The sequence below is a fragment of the Escherichia sp. KTE172 genome, from assembly GCF_000408845.1.
Taxonomy (GTDB): domain Bacteria; phylum Pseudomonadota; class Gammaproteobacteria; order Enterobacterales; family Enterobacteriaceae; genus Escherichia; species Escherichia coli.
The window spans coordinates 119816-138731 of record NZ_KE137316.1 but is presented as its reverse complement, the minus strand read 5'-3'; the positions used below and the strand labels follow the sequence as shown (position 1 = coordinate 138731).

Below are 18916 nucleotides of genomic sequence, written 5' to 3'. Positions count from 1 at the left end.
AATTACTTCACAACCCTCATATTGCTGACATTTGGACGCCAGCTATCCCAGTTAAACGTCACCCATCGACCACCGTTCATGGTCATGCGGTCCATAATCCTCTCACCAAGAAGCGTACTCATTGCGGCATGATTCAGGTTTGTTAACATCCCGACACTGCACAGTGATGCTGTCCGGCGATCAATTATCTGGTGCAATACCACCTGCTCGTTTTTCGTCTCCCGCTGAACGCCTATTTCATCCAGGACCAGCAAATCAACCCCGCAAAGCTCCTGTAAAAATTTTTCCCCGGATTTGCCGTTGTCGTAGCTGTCATGCAACACGCTCATGACGTCAGACACGGTGACGATAATCACGCTGCGCCCCTTCACCATCAGCCGGTTGCCCATCGCCGCTGCAAGGTGATTTTTCCCGGTGCCGGTTTTACCGCTGAACACAAAATTCGTGCACCCGGTCATCAGTTCGTCAGCTATGGATTTGGCCTGGCTCAGCGCGTATTTTTGCCCGTCGTTCTGCACCTGATAATTTGCAAACGAGCATTTGCTGTGCAGAGGCTGGATGCCCGAACGATTCAGGATTTTTTCCACCCGCAACTGGCGATTCTGGCGGTTAATCTCCTCGCTGCGTTTTCGTCCTTCAGCAAGTTGCCATTCCCGCCACTCCTCCACCGTCCGGTACGGTGGAACCGACCCCTGTGGTGCAAGTCTGCGAATACGTTCAAGAACCCCAACTGCCGCAATGTTTTTCATGACACGTCACCCCCTGAATCCCGGCGGTATTTCAGTGTCCGGTTCAGAAATGTGATTCACGCAACGCTGCGCAGGCGAACGCCCCAGGCGGATAACCAGTTCATCCCATTTTTCCCGGAGTTTTGCCGGACTCATGATGTTTTTTACCCAGAACGAATCCCGCTGGAGACGCCCAAACATTTCACAAATTTGTCTGTGAGTTCTGCCATCCAGCATCCGCATTGTGCGAACGTCATTGGCCCATGCTGTCCAGTTGGGTTCTTTCGGTCTAGTGATCTCGCCATCATAGCTGGCCGCCTGCTCGTAAAGACTCACGATTCGTCCCCAGATCCACTGTGCGCACACCAAATCTTCCTGACTTCCCCACTGGCGTTTTTTCGCACTGAACACAACCGCGTCAGGGTGTCGGGTTAAAAAATCCTGTTCAGCCGTCTGCGGGTCCGGTTGCGAAGCGTCCGGACAAGAAGATCTTTTATCTGACGGATCAGGTTTTAATACTGACGGATCGGGGTCAATCATCGCCCCCCTAATCGGCAGTTTTTTATCAACAGTTGATCCATCAAAATTTGACGGGTCAACCGTTGAGGGGTCAATATTTGACGGGTCAACTGTTAACGGGTCATTTTTTGCCGGGCTAATTTTTCTTTTCGGTTTATATGACTCACGCGCCGCCGCCGCAGCTGCTTCGAGTTTTTCCACATTAAGCCGATAGATATTGCTTACATTACGCCCACCGACCTTACGCTCTTCCTTCGTCAGCCAGCCCTCTTTCGCCAGTTCTGCAATAGCCGATTTCACTGTGGATTCACTTCTTGCACCGATCTGACGCCGGATAGTTTCAATGGCAGGCCATGACACGCCCTCGTCATTGCTGTAGTCTGCAAGACGGGCCATAACCGCCACCCTGGATAAGATCATGCCGGTGAAGGCGCACCCTTCCCAGACAAGACCATGAAGCTTGCTGCTCATAAAACCCCCGAACACCGTGCTTTTAGTGCATCACCACAGCATTCCCTGCCGGGCCGCCGCGATTCATCTGGTCATACAAAACAACCGCTGACGCAACAAAATCATCGACATCCTTCACCAGCCGATCCCTCCGTTCGACGATCTCACGGTAATATTCAGAACTGTGGCTGCGCATACGGGCCACCAGCAAAGGCGGCATCGCCTTTTCGATCGCCGGTAACAGAGCCTGCATTTTTTCAACAGCATCAGGGGTGTCTTTCTCTACCCAGCGGAAAATTTTCTGGGTATTGCGAGCCAGGGCTTCCGGATGGCTGTCGTCATACAGTTCTGGGAACGTCATACCCAACTCAAAATAAGCCTGGGTTATTCCAGCTGCTGGAACTTTTTCGCCATCAGGACGCGCCCAGGCATTCATCGCCATGCGGATGTGTTCATGCTTGATTTTCATGAATCAAGCTCCTAGAAAGTGGTTGTGTTAACGTTTTGGTATCTTCCAGCTCGGGCCAAATATTCATCCAATCAAAAGGCCTTAGTTGCTGACGTGTAACTTCACCATTACTGGCTCGCTCAATAAGGACACATAACGATGCCCCTAACACTTGACCTTTACTCAATGCCTTTCTTAGATAACCGATGCTGGTACCACACTCGCATGCAAACATACGCTGTTCATCTGACGAAAGAGAATTGAGAAATATTCTTAATTCTTCCATAGCTACTCCTTAGTAAACACAGCAAAAGAATACCCACAGGTAAACAAAAGTCAATACCCACAGGTTGTTTACCTTGCGGTAATCGCATCTATTATTTACCTATGGACAAATATGAATTTAGACGACAGCAACTCATCAAAATTCGTGATGAGAAATGCGATGGTAAAGCGGTTAACGTGGCCAGAAAGATCGGGCGCGAGCCTTCTTATGTATCAAGAATGTTGTACCCAGAGGGGAAAAAGGGAAAAAAACGGATCGCTGATGATATGGTGGAGATTATCGAAGAGTCCTTTGGGTTACCCCGGGGATGGATGGATGGTATCGTTTCATCATCAACGAACACAGCCTCCAGTTATGAAACAAGGGTTCTAACGCCACGACAACGTATTTTTTTAGATCTCTTAGACGAACTGCCAGAAAGTGAAGCGGATAAATTATTAAAAACTCTTGAAGAGAAAAAACAGTATTACAATATGATCTACGAAGAAATCCGTAAAAAGAAAGCACAAAACGCATCATAGCTCACCAAACAACTAGTCACCAGTTAAGACACCGCAAAAATTTACCCATGGGTATTTACTTTTTAAATACCTATGGGTATCCTTCTTTTCATACCAACCCACCCCGCCCCACAGAATGCAGGGCAATACTTCGAGTTACCAGGCAGTGGTCAGGGGTTAAGTAGCCAGCCCGAGGCGTAAGAACATGACGGCAGGGTTCAACTTTAATAACTATGCAGCAGGTTTTTGTTCCGCTACCCCGGCGTTAAGGGGAAATGAGGTCAGCATGGATACTATCGATCTTGGCAACAGCGAATCTCTGGTATGTGGCGTGTTCCCCAACCAGGACGGTACGTTCACCGCGATGACGTATACCAGAAGCAAAACGTTTAAAACTGAAGCTGGCGCGCGTCGCTGGTTAACCAGAAACACTGACTGATGAGGTTGACGATGGAATTTAAAGATTTACCAGTACCATTCCAGGAAATGGCATCGAATGTGGTTCGCTCTCAACTGGCGACTCTTGACCTGAGTACCGTAGAAAAGGAAACCATCGATACTATATCCGGTAACGTGCGTCGTGCCTTTATAGGTCTGTATGAAGAGAAGCGCCTATTCGGCGGACAGAATTCGCCTGAAAACAAGAATCAAGCAAATGATGAGAAGCTGAAACACATTATCGCCTTACTTTTGGAAGACGCAAAACGTCTACAGCAACTGGAACCAAATGCAGGCACAGAGGCCCGCATTTGGATTGCCATGAAATCACTCAAATGTGAAAGCAGTGATTATTTCAAAACAACAATTAAAACTACTCAACTTTCGGGAGAGCTACTGAAGAAATTGCCATAAGAGCATAGTCTTTCTCTTGTTCTGCAAGATGAGCATTAATACCTGGTATGGTTTTTTCAAATTTATCTATCTGTTGAATAACAACTTCGCGGTATACGTTTGTTTTTGTACCACCAAGCGCAGCCGTTAATGCAGAAAGCATATTTAGTATCATATCAGTGCGATATGAAAGAATCCTGATAGCTTCATCTTGTTCTTCAATAATAGATTGCAGGGCCTCAATTTGCTTTTTATCCATTTCACCCTCCTGAGGGTTGGTAATTAAGGAGTTCTCCACGGGTCAGGTGGAGTGCGTGCGCCGGACACGGGTGAGCATCCGGCACTGACAGCTTACTGAAAGGATATGTCCCTGAAAAGTCAGGGCATAACGCGAAAGCGCACGGCGAAATTGGTCTCTCTGTACGGTGTCGTTAAATTTAGTTCGACCGTGCGCTTCCGGTTGTGGCACTCCGCGAAATGGCGCGGCGGTAAGTATGGCTGGGGTTTCCTCCATTGCTCCAGAAAATGCACCGGGTTGTCAGGTTGACCATACGCTTAAGTGACAACCCCGCTACAACGCCCTCTGTTATCAATTTTCTGGTGACATTTGGCGGTATCAGTTTTACTCCGTGACTGCTCTGCCGCCCTTTTTAAAGTGAATTTTGTGATGCGGTGAATGCGGCTATGCGCACGCGGAACAGTTAAAGCAGTAAGGCGGTATTTTACGGGCGTAACGAGCATCAACTAACCCGGCGTTAATTGTTAACTGGTTAACGTCACCTGGAGGCACCAGGCACTGCATCACAAAATTCATTGTTGAGGACGCGATAATGAAAACGTTATTACCAAACGTTAATACGTCTGAAGGTTGTTTTGAAATTGGTGTCACTATCAGTAACCCTGTATTTACTGAAGATGCCATTAACAAGAGAAAACAAGAACGGGAGCTATTAAATAAAATATGCATTGTTTCAATGCTGGCTCGTTTACGTCTGATGCCAAAAGGATGTGCACAATGAATTCAGCATTTGCGCTTGTTCTGACAGTTTTTCTTGTTTCCGGAGAGCCAGTTGATATTGCAGTCAGTGTTCACAGGACAATGCAGGAGTGTATGACTGCAGCAACCGAACAGAAAATTCCCGGTAACTGTTACCCGGTCGATAAAGTTATTCACCAGTATAATATCGAAATCCCGGCAGGTCTTTAAAACAGTTCCGTAATAAATATCCGGTTTCATTCTTATATGCCAGCAATGGCAGGGATTTGTTCATCCTTAAATCTGTCATGAGGTTAAAACAAAATGAGTAAAGTCTTTATTTGCGCCGCTATTCCTGACGAACTGGCAACAAGGGAAGAAGGCGCTGTGGCTGTAGCCACAGCCATTGAAGCTGGCGACGAACGCCGTGCTCGAGCAAAATTTCACTGGCAATTCCTGGAACATTATCCGGCTGCTCAGGACTGCGCTTATAAATTTATTGTCTGCGAGGATAAACCTGGCATACCCCGCCCTGCCCTCGATTCCTGGGATGCTGAATATATGCAGGAAAACCGCTGGGATGAGGAGTCTGCTTCCTTTGTCCCGGTTGAGACTGAATCAGATCCGATGAACGTCACTTTTGACAAGCTGGCCCCTGAAGTACAGAACGCTGTCATGGTTAAGTTCGACACATGTGAAAACATCACCGTTGATATGGTTATTAGCGCACAGGAATTGTTGCAGGAAGACATGGCAACATTCGACGGACATATCGTTGAAGCGTTGATGAAAATGCCAGAAGTTAACGCCATGTATCCGGAGCTTAAGTTGCACGCCATTGGGTGGGTTAAGCATAAATGTATTCCTGGTGCTAAATGGCCCGAAATTCAGGCAGAGATGCGCATCTGGAAAAAACGTCGCGAAGGTGAACGCAAGGAAACCGGAAAATACACGTCTGTTATTGATCTCGCCCGCGCCAGAACCAATCAACAGCACAGTGAAAATTCAACAGGAAAAATCAGCCCGGTCATTGCTGCCATTCATCGCGAATACAAGCAGACATGGAAAACACTGGATGACGAACTGGCCTACGCTCTCTGGCCTGGTGATGTGGATGCCGGAAACATTGACGGCAGCATCCATCGCTGGGCAAAAAATGAAGTTATCGACAACGACCGCGAAGACTGGAAGCGTATCTCGGCATCAATGCGCAAACAGCCTGATGCCCTTCGCTACGACCGCCAAACTATTTTTGGCCTTGTCCGTGAGCGTCCGATCGACATTCACAAAGATCCCATAGCACTGAACAAATATATCTGCGAATACCTGACGACAAAGGGCGTGTTTGAGAATGAAGAAACAGACCTGGGCACTGTTGATGTTCTCCAGTCATCAGAAACACAAACTGATGCAGTGGAAACTGAGGTATCTGATATCCCAAAAAATGAAACCGCGCCGGAAGCTGAACCATCTGTAGAGCGTGAGGGGCCGTTCTATTTCCTCTTCGCAGATAAGGACGGAGAAAAATGCGGTCGCGCAAACAAACTTTCTGGTCTGGATAAGGCACTGGCTGCTGGCGCCACTGAAATCACAAAAGAAGAATATTTTGCCCGAAAAAATGGCACATACACGGGCTTACCGCAAAATGTAGATACCGCTGAAGATTCAGAACAACCAGAGCCGATAAAAGTTACCGCTGACGAAGTAAACAAAATTATGCAGGCAGCCAATATCAGCCAGCCTGACGCCGATAAGTTGCTTGCTGCATCACGTGGTGAATTTGTTGAAGGGATTAGTGACCCGAATGATCCGAAATGGGTTAAGGGGCTCCAGACCCGCGATTCTGTGAACCAGAACCAGCATGAATCGGAACGGAACTACCAAAAAGCGGAACAAAACAGCCCAAATGCGTTACAAAACGAGCCAGAAACGAAACAGCCTGAACCAGTGGCGCAACAGGAAGTGGAAAAAGTCTGCACCGCCTGCGGTCAGACCGGCGGCGGCAACTGCCCTGATTGTGGCGCGGTGATGGGCGACGCAACATACCAGGAAACATTCGATGAAGAGTATCAGGTTGAAGTTCAGGAAGATGATCCGGAGGAAATGGAAGGCGCTGAACATCCACACAAGGAGAACACTGGCGGCAATCAGCATCACGATAGCGATAATGAAACTGGCGAGACGGCAGATCGCTCAATTAAGGTGAACGGTCATCACGAAATCACATCCACCAGCAGGACGTGTGACCATCTAATGATCGACCTTGAAACCATGGGAAAAAATCCTGATGCCCCGATCATCTCAATAGGTGCAATATTTTTCGATCCGCAAACCGGAGATATGGGACCGGAATTTAGTAAGACTATCGATCTGGAAACTGCTGGCGGAGTCATTGATCGGGACACCATTAAATGGTGGTTTAAGCAATCACGCGAAGCGCAATCTGCCATTATGACCGATGAAATCCCGTTAGATGATGCACTGTTACAATTGCGGGAATTTATCGACGAAAACTCCGGTGAATTTTTTGTTCAGGTTTGGGGAAATGGAGCCAACTTCGACAACACGATTTTGCGCCGTTCATACGAACGGCAGGGGATCCCCTGCCCGTGGCGTTACTACAACGATCGCGATGTACGCACAATCGTTGAGCTGGGGAAAGCCATAGACTTCGATGCCAGAACGGCTATTCCATTCGAAGGTGAGCGCCATAATGCACTTGATGACGCCCGTTACCAGGCAAAATACGTTTCAGTTATCTGGCAAAAACTGATCCCGAGTCAGGCTGATTTTTAATGTTCAACCCCGGTCGTTGCCCACCAGCTATAGTGGCGGCGACCATGATTAGCGAACGACGCCCATGGCAAGACTTATTCTGCTCACTGAGTGGGCAAAAGAGGAATTCAGTGAACCGGTCCCTACTCCGAGTACGTTAAGTAAATACGCTAAAGCCGGAATGATATTTCCTCTCCCCAAAAAAGTTGGAAGACGCTGGCGAGTGGATCCGCAAGCTCGCTTTGTCGGAATGGTAAACAAGCCGGAGGTGATCGCCACAGATCACCCTGCTTTGAAGAGGATACTGGAAGATGGCGCGCCCGCGAAAATATAAAACCGATGTTCCGGGATTATCTCCGTATTTTGACAAAAGAAATAACAAAGTTTACTGGCGTTACAGGCATCCCATAACAGGCAAAAATCACGGTCTCGGCAGTATTGACCAGAAACTGGCAGAAACTATTGCAGCAGAAGCGAACAGCCGTCTTGCCCGGCAGCAAATGGAACAAATGCTCAGTCTGCAGGAGAAAATTATTAGTGATACCGGCGGTTCATCAACCGTTACCATTTTTCTGAATAATTACAGAAAAATTCAACAGGAAAGATATGAAAACGGCGAGATCAAACTCAACACGCTGAAACAGAAAGCAGCTCCTCTCAGGGTATTTGATGAACGTTTTGGCACCAGACCGTTAGATGCCATAACCGTAAAAGATGTGGTATCAGTACTGGAAGAGTACAAGGCCAGAGGACATAACAGAATGGGACAAATTTTCAGGAAAGTACTGATCGATGTTTTCCGGGAAGCTCAGCAAACGGGCGATGTCCCGCCAGGCTTTAACCCTGCAGAATCGGCAAAAAAACCGCAGGTGCGGATATCAAGACAGCGACTGACTTTTGATGAGTGGATGATGATTTATAACGCAGCGGAAAAGGATGGTTACTTTTTACAGCGCGGTATGCTGCTGGCACTGATGACAGGCCAGCGCCTTTCAGATATTTGCAAAATGCAATTTTCGGATATCCGGGATGGTTATCTTCATGTCGAACAGCAAAAAACAGGAACCCGGATTGCCATCCCTCTGGCTCTGCGTTGCGATAAATTAAATCTCACCCTGGATGATGTGGTGTCATCCTGCCGCGATTGCGTTCTTAGTCCGTGGCTATTGCACCACCATCACGCGAAAGGGACAGCTAAGCGCGGCGGGATGGTTAAGCCAGCAACATTAACCGTTGCATTTAAAAAAGCCCGGGATTCTGTGGATTACAACTGGCGTGCTAATGGCACCCCTCCCTCTTTCCATGAGCAGAGATCTTTATCAGAGCGATTGTTCAGAGAGCAGGGGGTTGATACCAAAATTTTGCTAGGCCATTCGAATCAAAAAATGACCGATATTTACAACGACGCACGCGGTAAGGAATGGAAAAAACTGGTCATTTGATGACCAGTTTTGCAGAGGGGTTTTGCAGAGGTTTTGCAGAGAAAATTAAAAACGATATCCTGCGGAGAACATAAACACCCACGGATCCAGTCGTACCGAGTCTTTTACGGTAGTAACACCAGATTTGTACTTAGCCGTGGTATCGATATCCATGTACCACACTGACATGTTAACCAACCAGTCACGGTTAATCAGATAATCAACCCCCACCTGCCCGGCAGCTCCCCAGGAATCTTTCAGACTGAGATCGGAAAGCCCCGCCTCTTTGCCATGATCGTTAAATCCATTATCAAAGAAGGTGGTGTAGTTAATACCTGCCCCAACGTAAGGACGGAATTTGCTGCTGGCATCACCAAAATACCACTGCGCCATCAGTGTTGGCGGCAGATGATGAACGGTTGCAATATCGCCGGTCGCCCGGGTGCCGATTTTATGGCGGAACGGCGTCGCTGCCAGCAATTCCACACCAATGTTATCGGTCGCCATATAAGTAAACGTCAGGCCCAGTTGCGTGTTATTGGTCACGCTGAATCCACCCAGACTTCCTAACGTACCACCAGCACCTTCTGTTGGACGTACGGTTGCAGACCCTGCACGCATAAAAAATTCGCCTGCTTCATGCGCATAGGCACTGCCAGAGAGAAGAGTTGTTACTGCCAAAGCCGCCACTGTTAACTTTTTCATATCCGCTCCGTCGTTATGGTTATAAAAACGTGACGAATATACCTACATTGGAGTAACAAATGATCCTACATAGGTCACATTACATATGATAATTCACCATTTATTGATCTGGATTAATTTAGAAGTTGCATTGAAAATCCTGGTTAATGTGATTTAAATCAATTTTTAAATATTTTCGCTACGCAAATATTAACTCGCTCGCCACTTGCAGCGGTTTGCCCACGCCTGAAGGCCAGCAATTACCTCCGCTTTACAAAGATATGCTTTTCCATACAAGACCTGATGCTGCCACCCGAGGCTTAACCAGGGTACAATTGCCCGCTAATTAACACCTGCATAAAACTCAAGGAGAGTGCATGTCTATCACGGCGCAGTCCGTATACCGTGACACCGGAAATTTCTTCCGTAATCAATTTATGACCATTCTGTTGGTATCGTTGCTATGTGCGTTTATCACAGTGGTGTTAGGGCATGTTTTCTCACCCAGTGATGCACAGCTTGCGCAGCTCAATGACGGCGTGCCCGTTAGCGGCAGTAGTGGGTTGTTCGACCTGGTTCAGAATATGTCACCGGAACAGCAACAAATTTTGCTGCAGGCTTCAGCGGCGTCCACTTTTTCAGGATTAATCGGTAACGCCATTCTCGCCGGAGGCGTAATATTAATTATCCAGCTGGTGTCTGCGGGTCAGAGAGTCAGTGCGCTTCGAGCTATTGGTGCCAGTGCGCCGATATTGCCAAAGTTATTTATTCTGATTTTTCTGACTACCCTTTTAGTACAGATTGGCATCATGCTGGTGGTCGTTCCGGGAATTATCATGGCCATTTTACTGGCTCTGGCACCGGTGATGTTGGTACAGGACAAAATGGGCGTTTTTGCCTCGATGCGTAGCAGTATGCGGCTGACTTGGGCGAATATGCGTCTGGTGGCACCCGCAGTACTGAGCTGGTTGCTGGCAAAGACACTGTTGCTGCTTTTTGCCTCTTCTTTTGCCGCATTAACCCCGGAAATTGGTGCCGTACTGGCGAACACCTTGAGCAACCTGATTTCAGCCGTACTGCTCATCTATCTGTTCCGCCTGTATATGTTGATTCGCCAATAACCTTAAGCATTTGATTACGGAATCGTAAAATGAAGCAGTTTCTTGATTTTTTACCGCTGGTTGTCTTTTTCGCGTTTTACAAGATTTATGACATCTATGCGGCTACTGCGGCGCTGATCGTCGCCACGGCGATTGTGCTTATATATAGCTGGGTTCGCTTTCGTAAGGTTGAGAAGATGGCCCTGATCACTTTTGTTCTGGTGGTCGTCTTCGGTGGCTTGACGCTGTTCTTCCACAATGATGAGTTTATTAAATGGAAGGTTACAGTCATTTATGCTCTGTTTGCGGGAGCCCTGTTAGTCAGCCAATGGGTGATGAAAAAGCCGCTAATTCAGCGGATGCTGGGTAAAGAACTCACGCTGCCGCAACCAGTATGGTCGAAGCTGAATCTGGCCTGGGCTGTTTTCTTTATCCTTTGCGGTCTGGCAAACATCTACATCGCATTCTGGCTGCCGCAAAATATTTGGGTCAACTTTAAAGTCTTTGGCCTGACCGCCCTTACCTTAATCTTCACATTGTTAAGCGGTATCTATATCTACCGCCACATGCCGCAGGAAGATAAATCCTAACCAGACTGCCAGTCCTTCGGGGCTGGCGCTGTATCTCCTCTGTTCTCCTCAGGAAAATCATAGTAGCATCGCGCCTGTGATTTTCCTTTTAAGTCGGTTTTACCATGTCTACAACACATAACGTCCCTCAGGGCGATCTTGTTTTACGTACTTTAGCCATGCCCGCCGATACCAATGCCAATGGTGACATCTTTGGTGGTTGGTTAATGTCACAAATGGATATTGGCGGCGCTATTCTGGCGAAAGAAATTGCCCACGGTCGCGTAGTGACCGTGCGGGTTGAAGGAATGACTTTCTTACGACCGGTTGCGGTCGGCGATGTGGTGTGCTGCTATGCACGCTGTGTCCAGAAAGGGACGACATCGGTTAGCATTAATATTGAAGTGTGGGTGAAAAAAGTCGCGTCTGAACCCATCGGGCAACGCTATAAAGCGACAGAAGCATTATTTAAGTATGTCGCGGTTGATCCTGAAGGAAAACCTCGCGCCTTACCTGTTGAGTAATAATCAAAAGCCTCCGGTCGGAGGCTTTTGACTTTATGCTTACTGAATTTCGGTGGTGCCGTTAATTTTAAACAGGATATTCACCACAATCCCACTGCCTGGCTTACCCGGCTCATAACGCCATCTGCGCATCGCATTTTTCACCTCACGCTCAAACATATTCGCAGGCTTGGCTGAGAGGATTTGTACGTTATCCACGCGACCATCCGGCGTGACGTCAAATTTAACTTTAACCTGCCCTTCAATGCGCAATGCCTGTGCTCGTGCCGGATACTGCGGCTGATTACGGCTTAATGCGCGTGGTCCTGAAGCCACACTGGTAACCGGCTTGCTGGTTGCAGCCGTCGCCGTACTTGATGTCGGGCGTGCCGGTGCCGTATTTTCAAACGGTGATGCCGGACGCGACTCTACGGGTTTGACATCGCGTTTTGGCTGTTCCTGTACCTTTTTCACCGGCTTCGGTTTTGGCTTAGGTTTCGGCTTCGGCTTTTCAATGACCACCGGTGCTTCTTTTGGCGGTTCGGGGATCGGCTCAGGTTCCGGTTCTGGCTCTACCACCGGCTCCGGTGGCGGCTGAACGGCTTGTGGCGGTTCGAGATCCGCAGGCGCAACCATCGTGACAGAAATTGGCTGCGCAGGCGCAGGTAGTTCAATAACCTGATGTACCGAGGTATAGAGCAGACCCGCCACAACAGCACCATGAATGCAGACCGAAAGTAACGTCGGCCAGGGGAAGCGGCGAGGTAAATCAAGGGTCATTGAAGTCATAATCATTTCAGTAGAAAAACCAGGCCTCGATTTTAAATGCAAATAGCAATCATATTCAATAAGGCAAGACGATCAGGATCAGTGAAAATGTCATTTTTGGCGTAATTGACCTTACTTTATGCATGGTCTTAACAAAGACATCATCTTTCCGTTGCAGATCTTCGCCCTTTCAAATAACGTACTTTACAACTTTCCCGAACAAGGAGTTGTGCCCGTGTTGTATGTTATTTACGCTCAAGACAAAGCTGATAGCCTCGAAAAACGCCTTTCCGTTCGTCCGGCACATTTAGCACGTTTACAGTTACTGCATGATGAAGGTCGTTTGTTGACAGCTGGTCCAATGCCAGCGGTAGACAGTAACGATCCAGGGGCTGCGGGATTTACTGGCTCAACCGTTATTGCTGAATTTGAATCGCTGGAAGCAGCTCAGGCCTGGGCCGATGCTGACCCGTACGTAGCGGCAGGAGTCTATGAACACGTTTCAGTGAAACCATTTAAGAAAGTGTTCTGAATAGAGATTCAATATTTAAGGGCACGGTTTTTGCAACCGTGTTCTTGTTTGGCCTTTCCTTATAGGTCGGTCAGTGCATTCACCCCCACAAGCAGATAATAACTTTATCTGTATTTCTTTATATGATGTAAGCATATTCAGGAAAAATGCCCTTTCCTGACGCAGAGTTGCTCACTCAAAACCTTTGATTACTGCGGATAAAGTCATCTACTATTGTTTAACACATTCACGCGCTGCATGTATGTTCAGAAAATGTGCACGCTCAGATAATTAAACAAAATTGTGGTTACAGAGGTATCAGTGAGTCACTGGGCTACATTCAAACAAACAGCAACTAATTTATGGGTGACCCTACGGCACGACATTCTCGCGCTGGCCGTCTTTTTAAATGGATTGCTTATTTTTAAAACAATCTATGGTATGTCGGTCAATTTGCTAGATATTTTCCATATCAAAGCATTTTCAGAGTTGGATCTCTCCTTGCTGGCAAACGCCCCACTCTTTATGCTCGGCGTCTTTCTTGTCCTGAACTCCATTGGCTTACTGTTCCGGGCAAAGCTCGCATGGGCAATCAGTATCATTTTGTTGTTGATAGCGCTAATTTACACCCTGCATTTTTATCCCTGGCTGAAATTTAGTATTGGATTTTGCATTTTTACGCTGGTGTTTTTGCTGATACTGCGCAAAGACTTCTCCCACAGTAGCGCCGCAGCCGGGACAATTTTCGCATTTATTAGTTTCACGACGTTACTGTTTTACTCCACCTACGGTGCGCTTTATTTAAGCGAAGGTTTTAATCCGCGAATAGAAAGTTTGATGACCGCGTTCTATTTTTCGATAGAAACCATGTCAACCGTCGGCTATGGCGATATTGTCCCTGTTTCTGAATCAGCACGATTGTTCACTATTTCGGTCATTATTTCCGGCATTACCGTTTTTGCCACCTCTATGACCTCAATTTTTGGTCCGCTTATCCGCGGGGGATTCAACAAACTTGTAAAAGGAAACAATCATACAATGCATCGTAAAGATCATTTTATTGTTTGCGGACATTCGATTCTCGCCATCAATACGATCCTGCAACTGAATCAACGCGGACAAAACGTAACGGTTATCAGCAACTTGCCTGAAGATGATATCAAGCAACTTGAGCAACGCTTAGGCGATAACGCTGATGTTATCCCCGGTGACAGTAATGACAGTTCAGTATTAAAGAAAGCGGGAATCGATCGATGCCGGGCCATTCTGGCGCTGAGTGATAACGATGCAGATAACGCGTTTGTTGTACTCTCGGCAAAAGATATGAGCAGTGATGTCAAAACAGTTCTCGCCGTCAGTGATAGCAAAAACCTGAATAAGATTAAGATGGTACATCCGGATATCATTCTCTCACCGCAACTGTTTGGCAGCGAAATTCTGGCGCGAGTTTTAAATGGTGAAGAGATTAATAATGATATGCTCGTTTCAATGTTGTTGAACTCCGGTCATGGTATTTTCAGCGATAACGATGAACAAGAAACGAAAGCTGACAATAAAGAATCGGCGCAAAAATAGAGTTTAAAGACGGAAGAGTAAACTTATTGGGCACCGCAATGGTGCCCAGTACATTTAGATATTGTAGATCGCAAACAATAACGAGTTCCGCTGTTTGTTTAGAATGCACTTCCTGATGCTGTGGATACGCATATTTCGGCGCGACTGCCCCTCAAGCCAACGCGATTTACGTCGGCTAGCCTGACGCTGCATGCGCCAGCGCCCCACTTCCGTTCTACTCCGCTTCATGTTAACTACTCTATGCAATAACAGAATGGTCATTATACCCCCGCCCCCGACGCTGACCAGTGCTTTTCCCGCGTTTTTATTTGCCAGATGAATCCATATGCGTAAACTCATAACAATGCGCTTTCAAAAGGATTTCTAATCTATGACAACCGTTTATACGTTGGTGAGTTGGTTGGCCATTCTGGGATACTGGTTGCTCATTGCAGGCGTAACTTTACGCATTCTAATGAAACGACGCGCAGTTCCCTCCGCGATGGCCTGGCTGTTGATTATTTACATTCTGCCGTTAGTCGGAATTATTGCCTATCTTGCTGTTGGCGAGCTCCATTTAGGCAAACGCCGCGCTGAGCGCGCCAGAGCGATGTGGCCTTCCACCGCAAAGTGGCTTAACGACCTTAAAGCCTGTAAGCATATCTTCGCCGAAGAAAATAGCAGTGTCGCTGCGCCACTATTCAAGCTTTGTGAGCGTCGTCAGGGGATCGCTGGGGTCAAAGGGAATCAGCTACAACTGATGACCGAGTCAGATGATGTGATGCAGGCGTTAATCCGCGACATCCAGCTCGCGCGCCATAATATTGAGATGGTGTTTTATATCTGGCAGCCCGGCGGCATGGCGGACCAGGTGGCTGAATCATTAATGGCCGCTGCGCGACGCGGCATTCACTGCCGATTGATGCTCGACTCCGCCGGGAGTGTGGCTTTTTTCCGCAGCCCGTGGCCCGAGCTAATGCGTAATGCCGGTATTGAAGTGGTCGAAGCCTTAAAGGTCAATCTGATGCGTGTGTTTTTACGCCGTATGGACCTGCGCCAACATCGCAAGATGATCATGATCGATAATTACATCGCGTACACCGGCAGCATGAATATGGTCGACCCTCGCTACTTCAAACAAGATGCGGGCGTAGGGCAATGGATTGATCTGATGGCGCGTATGGAAGGTCCCATCGCTACCGCGATGGGGATTATTTATTCCTGCGACTGGGAAATTGAAACCGGGAAACGTATTCTGCCGCCACCACCAGATGTCAATATTATGCCGTTTGAGCAGGCCAGCGGTCACACCATTCACACAATTGCTTCTGGCCCCGGCTTTCCGGAAGATCTCATTCACCAGGCATTACTGACTGCGGCTTATTCGGCACGTGAATATTTGATCATGACGACGCCCTACTTTGTGCCCAGCGATGATTTACTTCATGCGATTTGCACGGCGGCGCAGCGCGGGGTGGATGTCAGTATTATCCTTCCGCGAAAAAATGATTCAATGCTGGTTGGCTGGGCCAGTCGCGCGTTCTTTACGGAACTGCTGGCTGCTGGGGTTAAAATTTATCAGTTTGAAGGCGGGTTATTGCATACCAAGAGCGTGCTGGTCGATGGCGAATTAAGTCTGGTTGGTACCGTTAACCTTGATATGCGTAGTCTGTGGCTGAATTTCGAGATTACCCTGGCAATCGACGATAAAGGGTTTGGTGCTGACCTCGCCGCCGTTCAGGACGATTATATTTCGCGTTCTCGTCTGCTCGATGCCCGTTTATGGCTAAAACGTCCATTATGGCAACGTGTCGCCGAGCGACTGTTTTACTTCTTCAGCCCGTTGCTGTAAAACGTCGCCAACAGAGGTTAAACAGGTAGTGACTATGGATATGGATCTAAACAATCGCCTGACTGAAGATGAAACGCTTGAGCAGGCCTACGATATTTTTCTCGAACTGGCTGCCGACAATCTCGATCCAGCTGATGTTCTGCTGTTCAATCTTCAGTTTGAAGAGCGCGGCGGCGCGGAGTTATTCGATCCGGCGGAAGACTGGCAGGAACATGTTGATTTCGATTTGAACCCGGACTTTTTTGCCGAAGTGGTGATTGGTCTGGCGGACAGTGAAGATGGTGAAATCAACGATGTTTTCGCCCGCATTCTGTTATGCCGCGAAAAAGATCACAAACTTTGCCATATCATCTGGCGGGAATAAATAATCACTTTCGGCGTGAAAAAGGGCTGACAACTGTCAGCCCTTATTGTGTTTAAAGCGGATCGACTTTCAGGCAAGAAACGGCGTGTCTGAAACTCCCCTCCAGAACAGGACGTGTTTTGGCGCACTCCGGACCGGCAATCGGGCAACGGGTACGGAAAACACAACCGGAAGGCGGGTTGATCGGCGACGGTAATTCCCCTTCCAGTAACTGGATGGTTTTATTCTTCTCCAGATCCGGATCAGGTATGGGGACTGCCGACATCAATGCCCTGGTGTAAGGATGTAGTGGATTGTGGTAGACCTCATCATAGGTCCCCAGTTCTACCGCATGGCCGAGATACATCACCAGCACACGATCGGAAATGTGTTTTACCACGGCCAGGTCGTGAGCGATAAAAATTAATGACAATCCCATCTCGCGTTGCAGCTGCTGGAGCAGGTTGACCACCTGCGCCTGAATTGACACGTCCAGCGCCGACACCGGCTCATCACAGATAATCAGCTTCGGTTCAAGAATAAGAGCACGAGCAATCCCGATACGCTGGCACTGCCCACCAGAGAACTCATGCGGATAGCGGTTAATCAGGTTAGGCAATAACCCGACTTTCAGCATCATCGCCTTCACGCGCTCGCGAACTTCCTGGCGTGACATTTTCGGATGATAGGTACGCAGCGGTTCAGCGATAATCTCGCCGATGGTCATACGCGGGTTTAGCGATGCCAACGGATCCTGGAAAATCATCTGAATATCACTGCGAACGGCACGCCATTCATCGGGCTTCATGCCCAGCAACTCTTTACCTAACCAGGCAACATGACCGTCGGTCGCCTTGACCAAACCGATGATGGCGCGAGCAAAGGTGGACTTACCGCATCCCGACTCCCCTACCACACCTAATGTTTCCCCTTCATACAGGCGAAGAGTGACACCATCGACGGCTTTGAGCGTTTTCGGCGGTTGCCAGAACCACTGTTTGCCATCTTTGATTTCAAAGTGCACTTTCAGATCGGCGATTTCAAGGAGGACTTTTCTTCCTTCAGTTACAGCATTCATAACAGTTCCTCCACCGGTTTAAAGCAAGCACGCAGACGGCCAGGCGTAAACTCTTCCAGCGGCGGTGCGCTACTACAAATTTCCATCGCATGTGGACAACGTGGCTGGAACGGGCAACCTTTCGGTAATCGCAGCAAGTTTGGCGGATTACCCGGGATGGTCAACATTGTTTCACCTTCCGCATCGAGACGCGGCACCGCGTTGAGCAAACCGATAGAATAAGGATGAACGGGTTGATAAAAGACATCGCGCGCATTGCCATATTCCATCGTGCGCCCAGCGTACATTACCAGCACTTTGTCGCAGATCCCCGCCACCACGCCAAGATCGTGGGTGATCATAATGATGGCGGTATTAAATTCCCGCTTCAGTTCATTTAATAGCGTCATGATCTGCGCCTGTACGGTGACGTCCAGCGCAGTAGTGGGTTCATCCGCAATCAGCAGCTTAGGTCGACATAGCAATGCCATCGCAATCATGACTCGCTGACGCATGCCACCAGAAAATTCATGCGGGTACATTTTCATGCGTTTACGTGCTTCCGGCATTTTTACCGCATCGAGCATCCGCACCGACTCTTCAAACGCCTCAGCTTTGCTCATGTTCTTATGCAGCATCAGCACTTCCATCAACTGCTCACCGACACGCATATAGGGATTCAACGAAGTCATTGGGTCCTGAAAAATCATTGAGATTTGTTCAGCGCGCAGTTTATTGAGTTCATGCTCTGGCAAATTGAGGATTTCACGCCCATTGAAGGTTGCCGATCCGCCAATACGTCCGTTGGCAGCCAACAGGCCCATCAACGCAAATGCAGTTTGCGATTTACCCGAACCAGACTCACCTACAATGCCCAGCGTTTCTCCGGCACGTAGGGAAAAATTCAAATCATTGACCGCCGTGACGTCGCCGTCCGGGGTACTAAAGGTGACACGCAAATCTTTCACGTTCAGCAGTGCGTCAGCCTGTTGTTGTGCGAGCGGCACAGTTGCAGTTTCAATTACGCTCATGGCTGCACTC

At 48.1% G+C, this 18916-nt stretch carries 25 protein-coding genes and 1 pseudogene; 16 read left to right on the top strand and 10 right to left on the bottom strand.

Annotated elements, in window-relative coordinates; all coding sequences use genetic code 11:
• Nucleotides 1–2: 2 nt before the first annotated feature.
• From G434_RS22900 to G434_RS22915, 4 genes are read right to left on the bottom strand one after another with little or no spacing between them, the layout of a single operon-like run.
• Nucleotides 3–749 carry an ATP-binding protein gene (locus tag G434_RS22900; protein ID WP_000788950.1) on the bottom strand — a complete coding sequence of 249 codons (747 nt, stop codon included), beginning with the start codon at nt 747–749 and terminating at the stop codon, nt 3–5.
• A 6-nt stretch (nt 750–755) separates the two neighbouring features.
• Nucleotides 756–1718, bottom strand: a complete 963-nt coding sequence (locus tag G434_RS22905) for a helix-turn-helix domain-containing protein (RefSeq protein ID WP_000095673.1) — start codon at nt 1716–1718, stop codon at nt 756–758.
• 22 nt (nt 1719–1740) lie between these two features.
• Nucleotides 1741–2166: a toxin YdaT family protein gene (locus G434_RS22910; protein WP_000693888.1), complete on the bottom strand. Its 426-nt coding sequence runs from the start codon at nt 2164–2166 to the stop codon at nt 1741–1743.
• Nucleotides 2150–2431 carry a transcriptional regulator gene (locus G434_RS22915; RefSeq protein WP_000391950.1) on the bottom strand — a complete coding sequence of 94 codons (282 nt, stop codon included), beginning with the start codon at nt 2429–2431 and terminating at the stop codon, nt 2150–2152. The genes G434_RS22910 and G434_RS22915 overlap by 17 nt, the downstream gene beginning before the upstream one ends.
• A gap of 101 nt (nt 2432–2532) precedes the next feature.
• On the opposite strand from G434_RS22915, the gene G434_RS22920 reads away from it, so the two are divergent.
• The 3 genes from G434_RS22920 to G434_RS22925 all read left to right on the top strand — a co-directional run bounded on the left by G434_RS22920 (nt 2533) and on the right by G434_RS22925 (nt 3783).
• Nucleotides 2533–2952, top strand: coding sequence for a hypothetical protein (locus tag G434_RS22920; RefSeq protein ID WP_000362153.1), 420 nt, complete (start codon nt 2533–2535; stop codon nt 2950–2952).
• Between the two features lie 265 nt (nt 2953–3217).
• Nucleotides 3218–3370 carry a DUF1391 family protein gene (locus G434_RS0124635; RefSeq protein WP_001725971.1) on the top strand — a complete coding sequence of 51 codons (153 nt, stop codon included), beginning with the start codon at nt 3218–3220 and terminating at the stop codon, nt 3368–3370.
• An 11-nt stretch (nt 3371–3381) separates the two neighbouring features.
• Nucleotides 3382–3783: a hypothetical protein gene (locus G434_RS22925; RefSeq protein WP_001339605.1), complete on the top strand. Its 402-nt coding sequence runs from the start codon at nt 3382–3384 to the stop codon at nt 3781–3783.
• On the opposite strand, the gene G434_RS22930 is transcribed toward G434_RS22925, so the two are convergent.
• A complete protein-coding gene (locus G434_RS22930; RefSeq protein ID WP_016239000.1) occupies nt 3743–4021 on the bottom strand; it encodes a hypothetical protein in 279 nt (92 codons plus the stop codon). The two genes, G434_RS22925 and G434_RS22930, sit on opposite strands and share 41 nt — an antisense overlap.
• A gap of 571 nt (nt 4022–4592) precedes the next feature.
• Between G434_RS22930 and dicB the strand changes: the two genes are divergently transcribed.
• From dicB to G434_RS22950, 5 genes are all read left to right on the top strand, one after another.
• The gene (gene dicB / locus G434_RS22935; protein WP_000854559.1) at nt 4593–4781 is read left to right on the top strand and encodes a cell division inhibition protein DicB; all 189 of its coding nucleotides are present in this window, start codon (nt 4593–4595) and stop codon (nt 4779–4781) included.
• Nucleotides 4778–4969, top strand: a complete 192-nt coding sequence (gene ydfD / locus G434_RS22940) for a lysis protein YdfD (protein ID WP_001083276.1) — start codon at nt 4778–4780, stop codon at nt 4967–4969. The genes dicB and ydfD overlap by 4 nt, the downstream gene beginning before the upstream one ends.
• A gap of 93 nt (nt 4970–5062) precedes the next feature.
• Nucleotides 5063–7534 (top strand): 3'-5' exonuclease, encoded by a 2472-nt coding sequence (locus G434_RS22945; RefSeq protein WP_016249726.1) that lies wholly within the window; start codon nt 5063–5065, stop codon nt 7532–7534.
• A 64-nt stretch (nt 7535–7598) separates the two neighbouring features.
• The gene (locus tag G434_RS0124625; RefSeq protein WP_000113189.1) at nt 7599–7847 is read left to right on the top strand and encodes an excisionase; all 249 of its coding nucleotides are present in this window, start codon (nt 7599–7601) and stop codon (nt 7845–7847) included.
• Nucleotides 7825–8955 carry a phage integrase Arm DNA-binding domain-containing protein gene (locus G434_RS22950; RefSeq protein WP_000113674.1) on the top strand — a complete coding sequence of 377 codons (1131 nt, stop codon included), beginning with the start codon at nt 7825–7827 and terminating at the stop codon, nt 8953–8955. The genes G434_RS0124625 and G434_RS22950 overlap by 23 nt, the downstream gene beginning before the upstream one ends.
• Nucleotides 8956–9000: 45 nt before the next feature.
• On the opposite strand, the gene ompW is transcribed toward G434_RS22950, so the two are convergent.
• On the bottom strand, nt 9001–9639 hold the full coding sequence (gene ompW / locus G434_RS22955) for an outer membrane protein OmpW (RefSeq protein WP_000737244.1): 639 nt from the start codon (nt 9637–9639) through the stop codon (nt 9001–9003).
• Between the two features lie 239 nt (nt 9640–9878).
• Between ompW and G434_RS26820 the strand changes: the two are divergent.
• The 4 genes and pseudogenes from G434_RS26820 to yciA form a co-directional block, all read left to right on the top strand.
• Nucleotides 9879–9968: pseudogene (locus G434_RS26820) on the top strand (YkgJ family cysteine cluster protein); the annotation flags it as partial.
• 27 nt (nt 9969–9995) lie between these two features.
• Nucleotides 9996–10739: a YciC family protein gene (locus tag G434_RS22960; protein WP_000028546.1), complete on the top strand. Its 744-nt coding sequence runs from the start codon at nt 9996–9998 to the stop codon at nt 10737–10739.
• Nucleotides 10740–10768: 29 nt separating this feature from the next.
• Entirely contained in the window at nt 10769–11308 is a 540-nt protein-coding gene (locus G434_RS22965) for a septation protein A (protein ID WP_000808667.1), read from the top strand.
• A gap of 104 nt (nt 11309–11412) precedes the next feature.
• Nucleotides 11413–11811, top strand: coding sequence for an acyl-CoA thioester hydrolase YciA (gene yciA / locus G434_RS22970; protein ID WP_000108160.1), 399 nt, complete (start codon nt 11413–11415; stop codon nt 11809–11811).
• Between the two features lie 39 nt (nt 11812–11850).
• Here yciA and tonB read toward each other — a convergent pair whose 3' ends face one another.
• On the bottom strand, nt 11851–12570 hold the full coding sequence (gene tonB / locus G434_RS22975) for a TonB system transport protein TonB (RefSeq protein ID WP_000171276.1): 720 nt from the start codon (nt 12568–12570) through the stop codon (nt 11851–11853).
• Nucleotides 12571–12793: 223 nt separating this feature from the next.
• On the opposite strand from tonB, the gene G434_RS22980 reads away from it, so the two are divergent.
• Complete coding sequence (locus G434_RS22980) at nt 12794–13090, top strand: YciI family protein (protein WP_000967595.1); 297 nt, start codon at nt 12794–12796, stop codon at nt 13088–13090.
• A gap of 300 nt (nt 13091–13390) precedes the next feature.
• Nucleotides 13391–14644: a voltage-gated potassium channel protein gene (gene kch / locus G434_RS22985; protein WP_001306570.1), complete on the top strand. Its 1254-nt coding sequence runs from the start codon at nt 13391–13393 to the stop codon at nt 14642–14644.
• A gap of 54 nt (nt 14645–14698) precedes the next feature.
• Here kch and G434_RS29545 read toward each other — a convergent pair whose 3' ends face one another.
• Nucleotides 14699–14872: a YciY family protein gene (locus G434_RS29545; protein ID WP_001309467.1), complete on the bottom strand. Its 174-nt coding sequence runs from the start codon at nt 14870–14872 to the stop codon at nt 14699–14701.
• A gap of 142 nt (nt 14873–15014) precedes the next feature.
• Between G434_RS29545 and cls the strand changes: the two genes are divergently transcribed.
• Both cls and G434_RS22995 read left to right on the top strand, forming a co-directional pair.
• Entirely contained in the window at nt 15015–16475 is a 1461-nt protein-coding gene (gene cls, locus G434_RS22990; RefSeq protein WP_000214516.1) for a cardiolipin synthase, read from the top strand.
• A gap of 34 nt (nt 16476–16509) precedes the next feature.
• Nucleotides 16510–16839 (top strand): HI1450 family dsDNA-mimic protein, encoded by a 330-nt coding sequence (locus G434_RS22995; RefSeq protein WP_000366959.1) that lies wholly within the window; start codon nt 16510–16512, stop codon nt 16837–16839.
• 52 nt (nt 16840–16891) lie between these two features.
• Here the strand turns inward: G434_RS22995 and oppF are convergent, their stop codons facing one another.
• Both oppF and oppD read right to left on the bottom strand, forming a co-directional pair.
• Entirely contained in the window at nt 16892–17896 is a 1005-nt protein-coding gene (gene oppF, locus G434_RS23000) for a murein tripeptide/oligopeptide ABC transporter ATP-binding protein OppF (RefSeq protein ID WP_000994905.1), read from the bottom strand.
• A complete protein-coding gene (oppD, locus tag G434_RS23005) occupies nt 17893–18906 on the bottom strand; it encodes a murein tripeptide/oligopeptide ABC transporter ATP-binding protein OppD (RefSeq protein ID WP_000110945.1) in 1014 nt (337 codons plus the stop codon). Before oppD ends, oppF begins: the two co-directional genes overlap by 4 nt.
• Nucleotides 18907–18916: the final 10 nt, after the last annotated feature.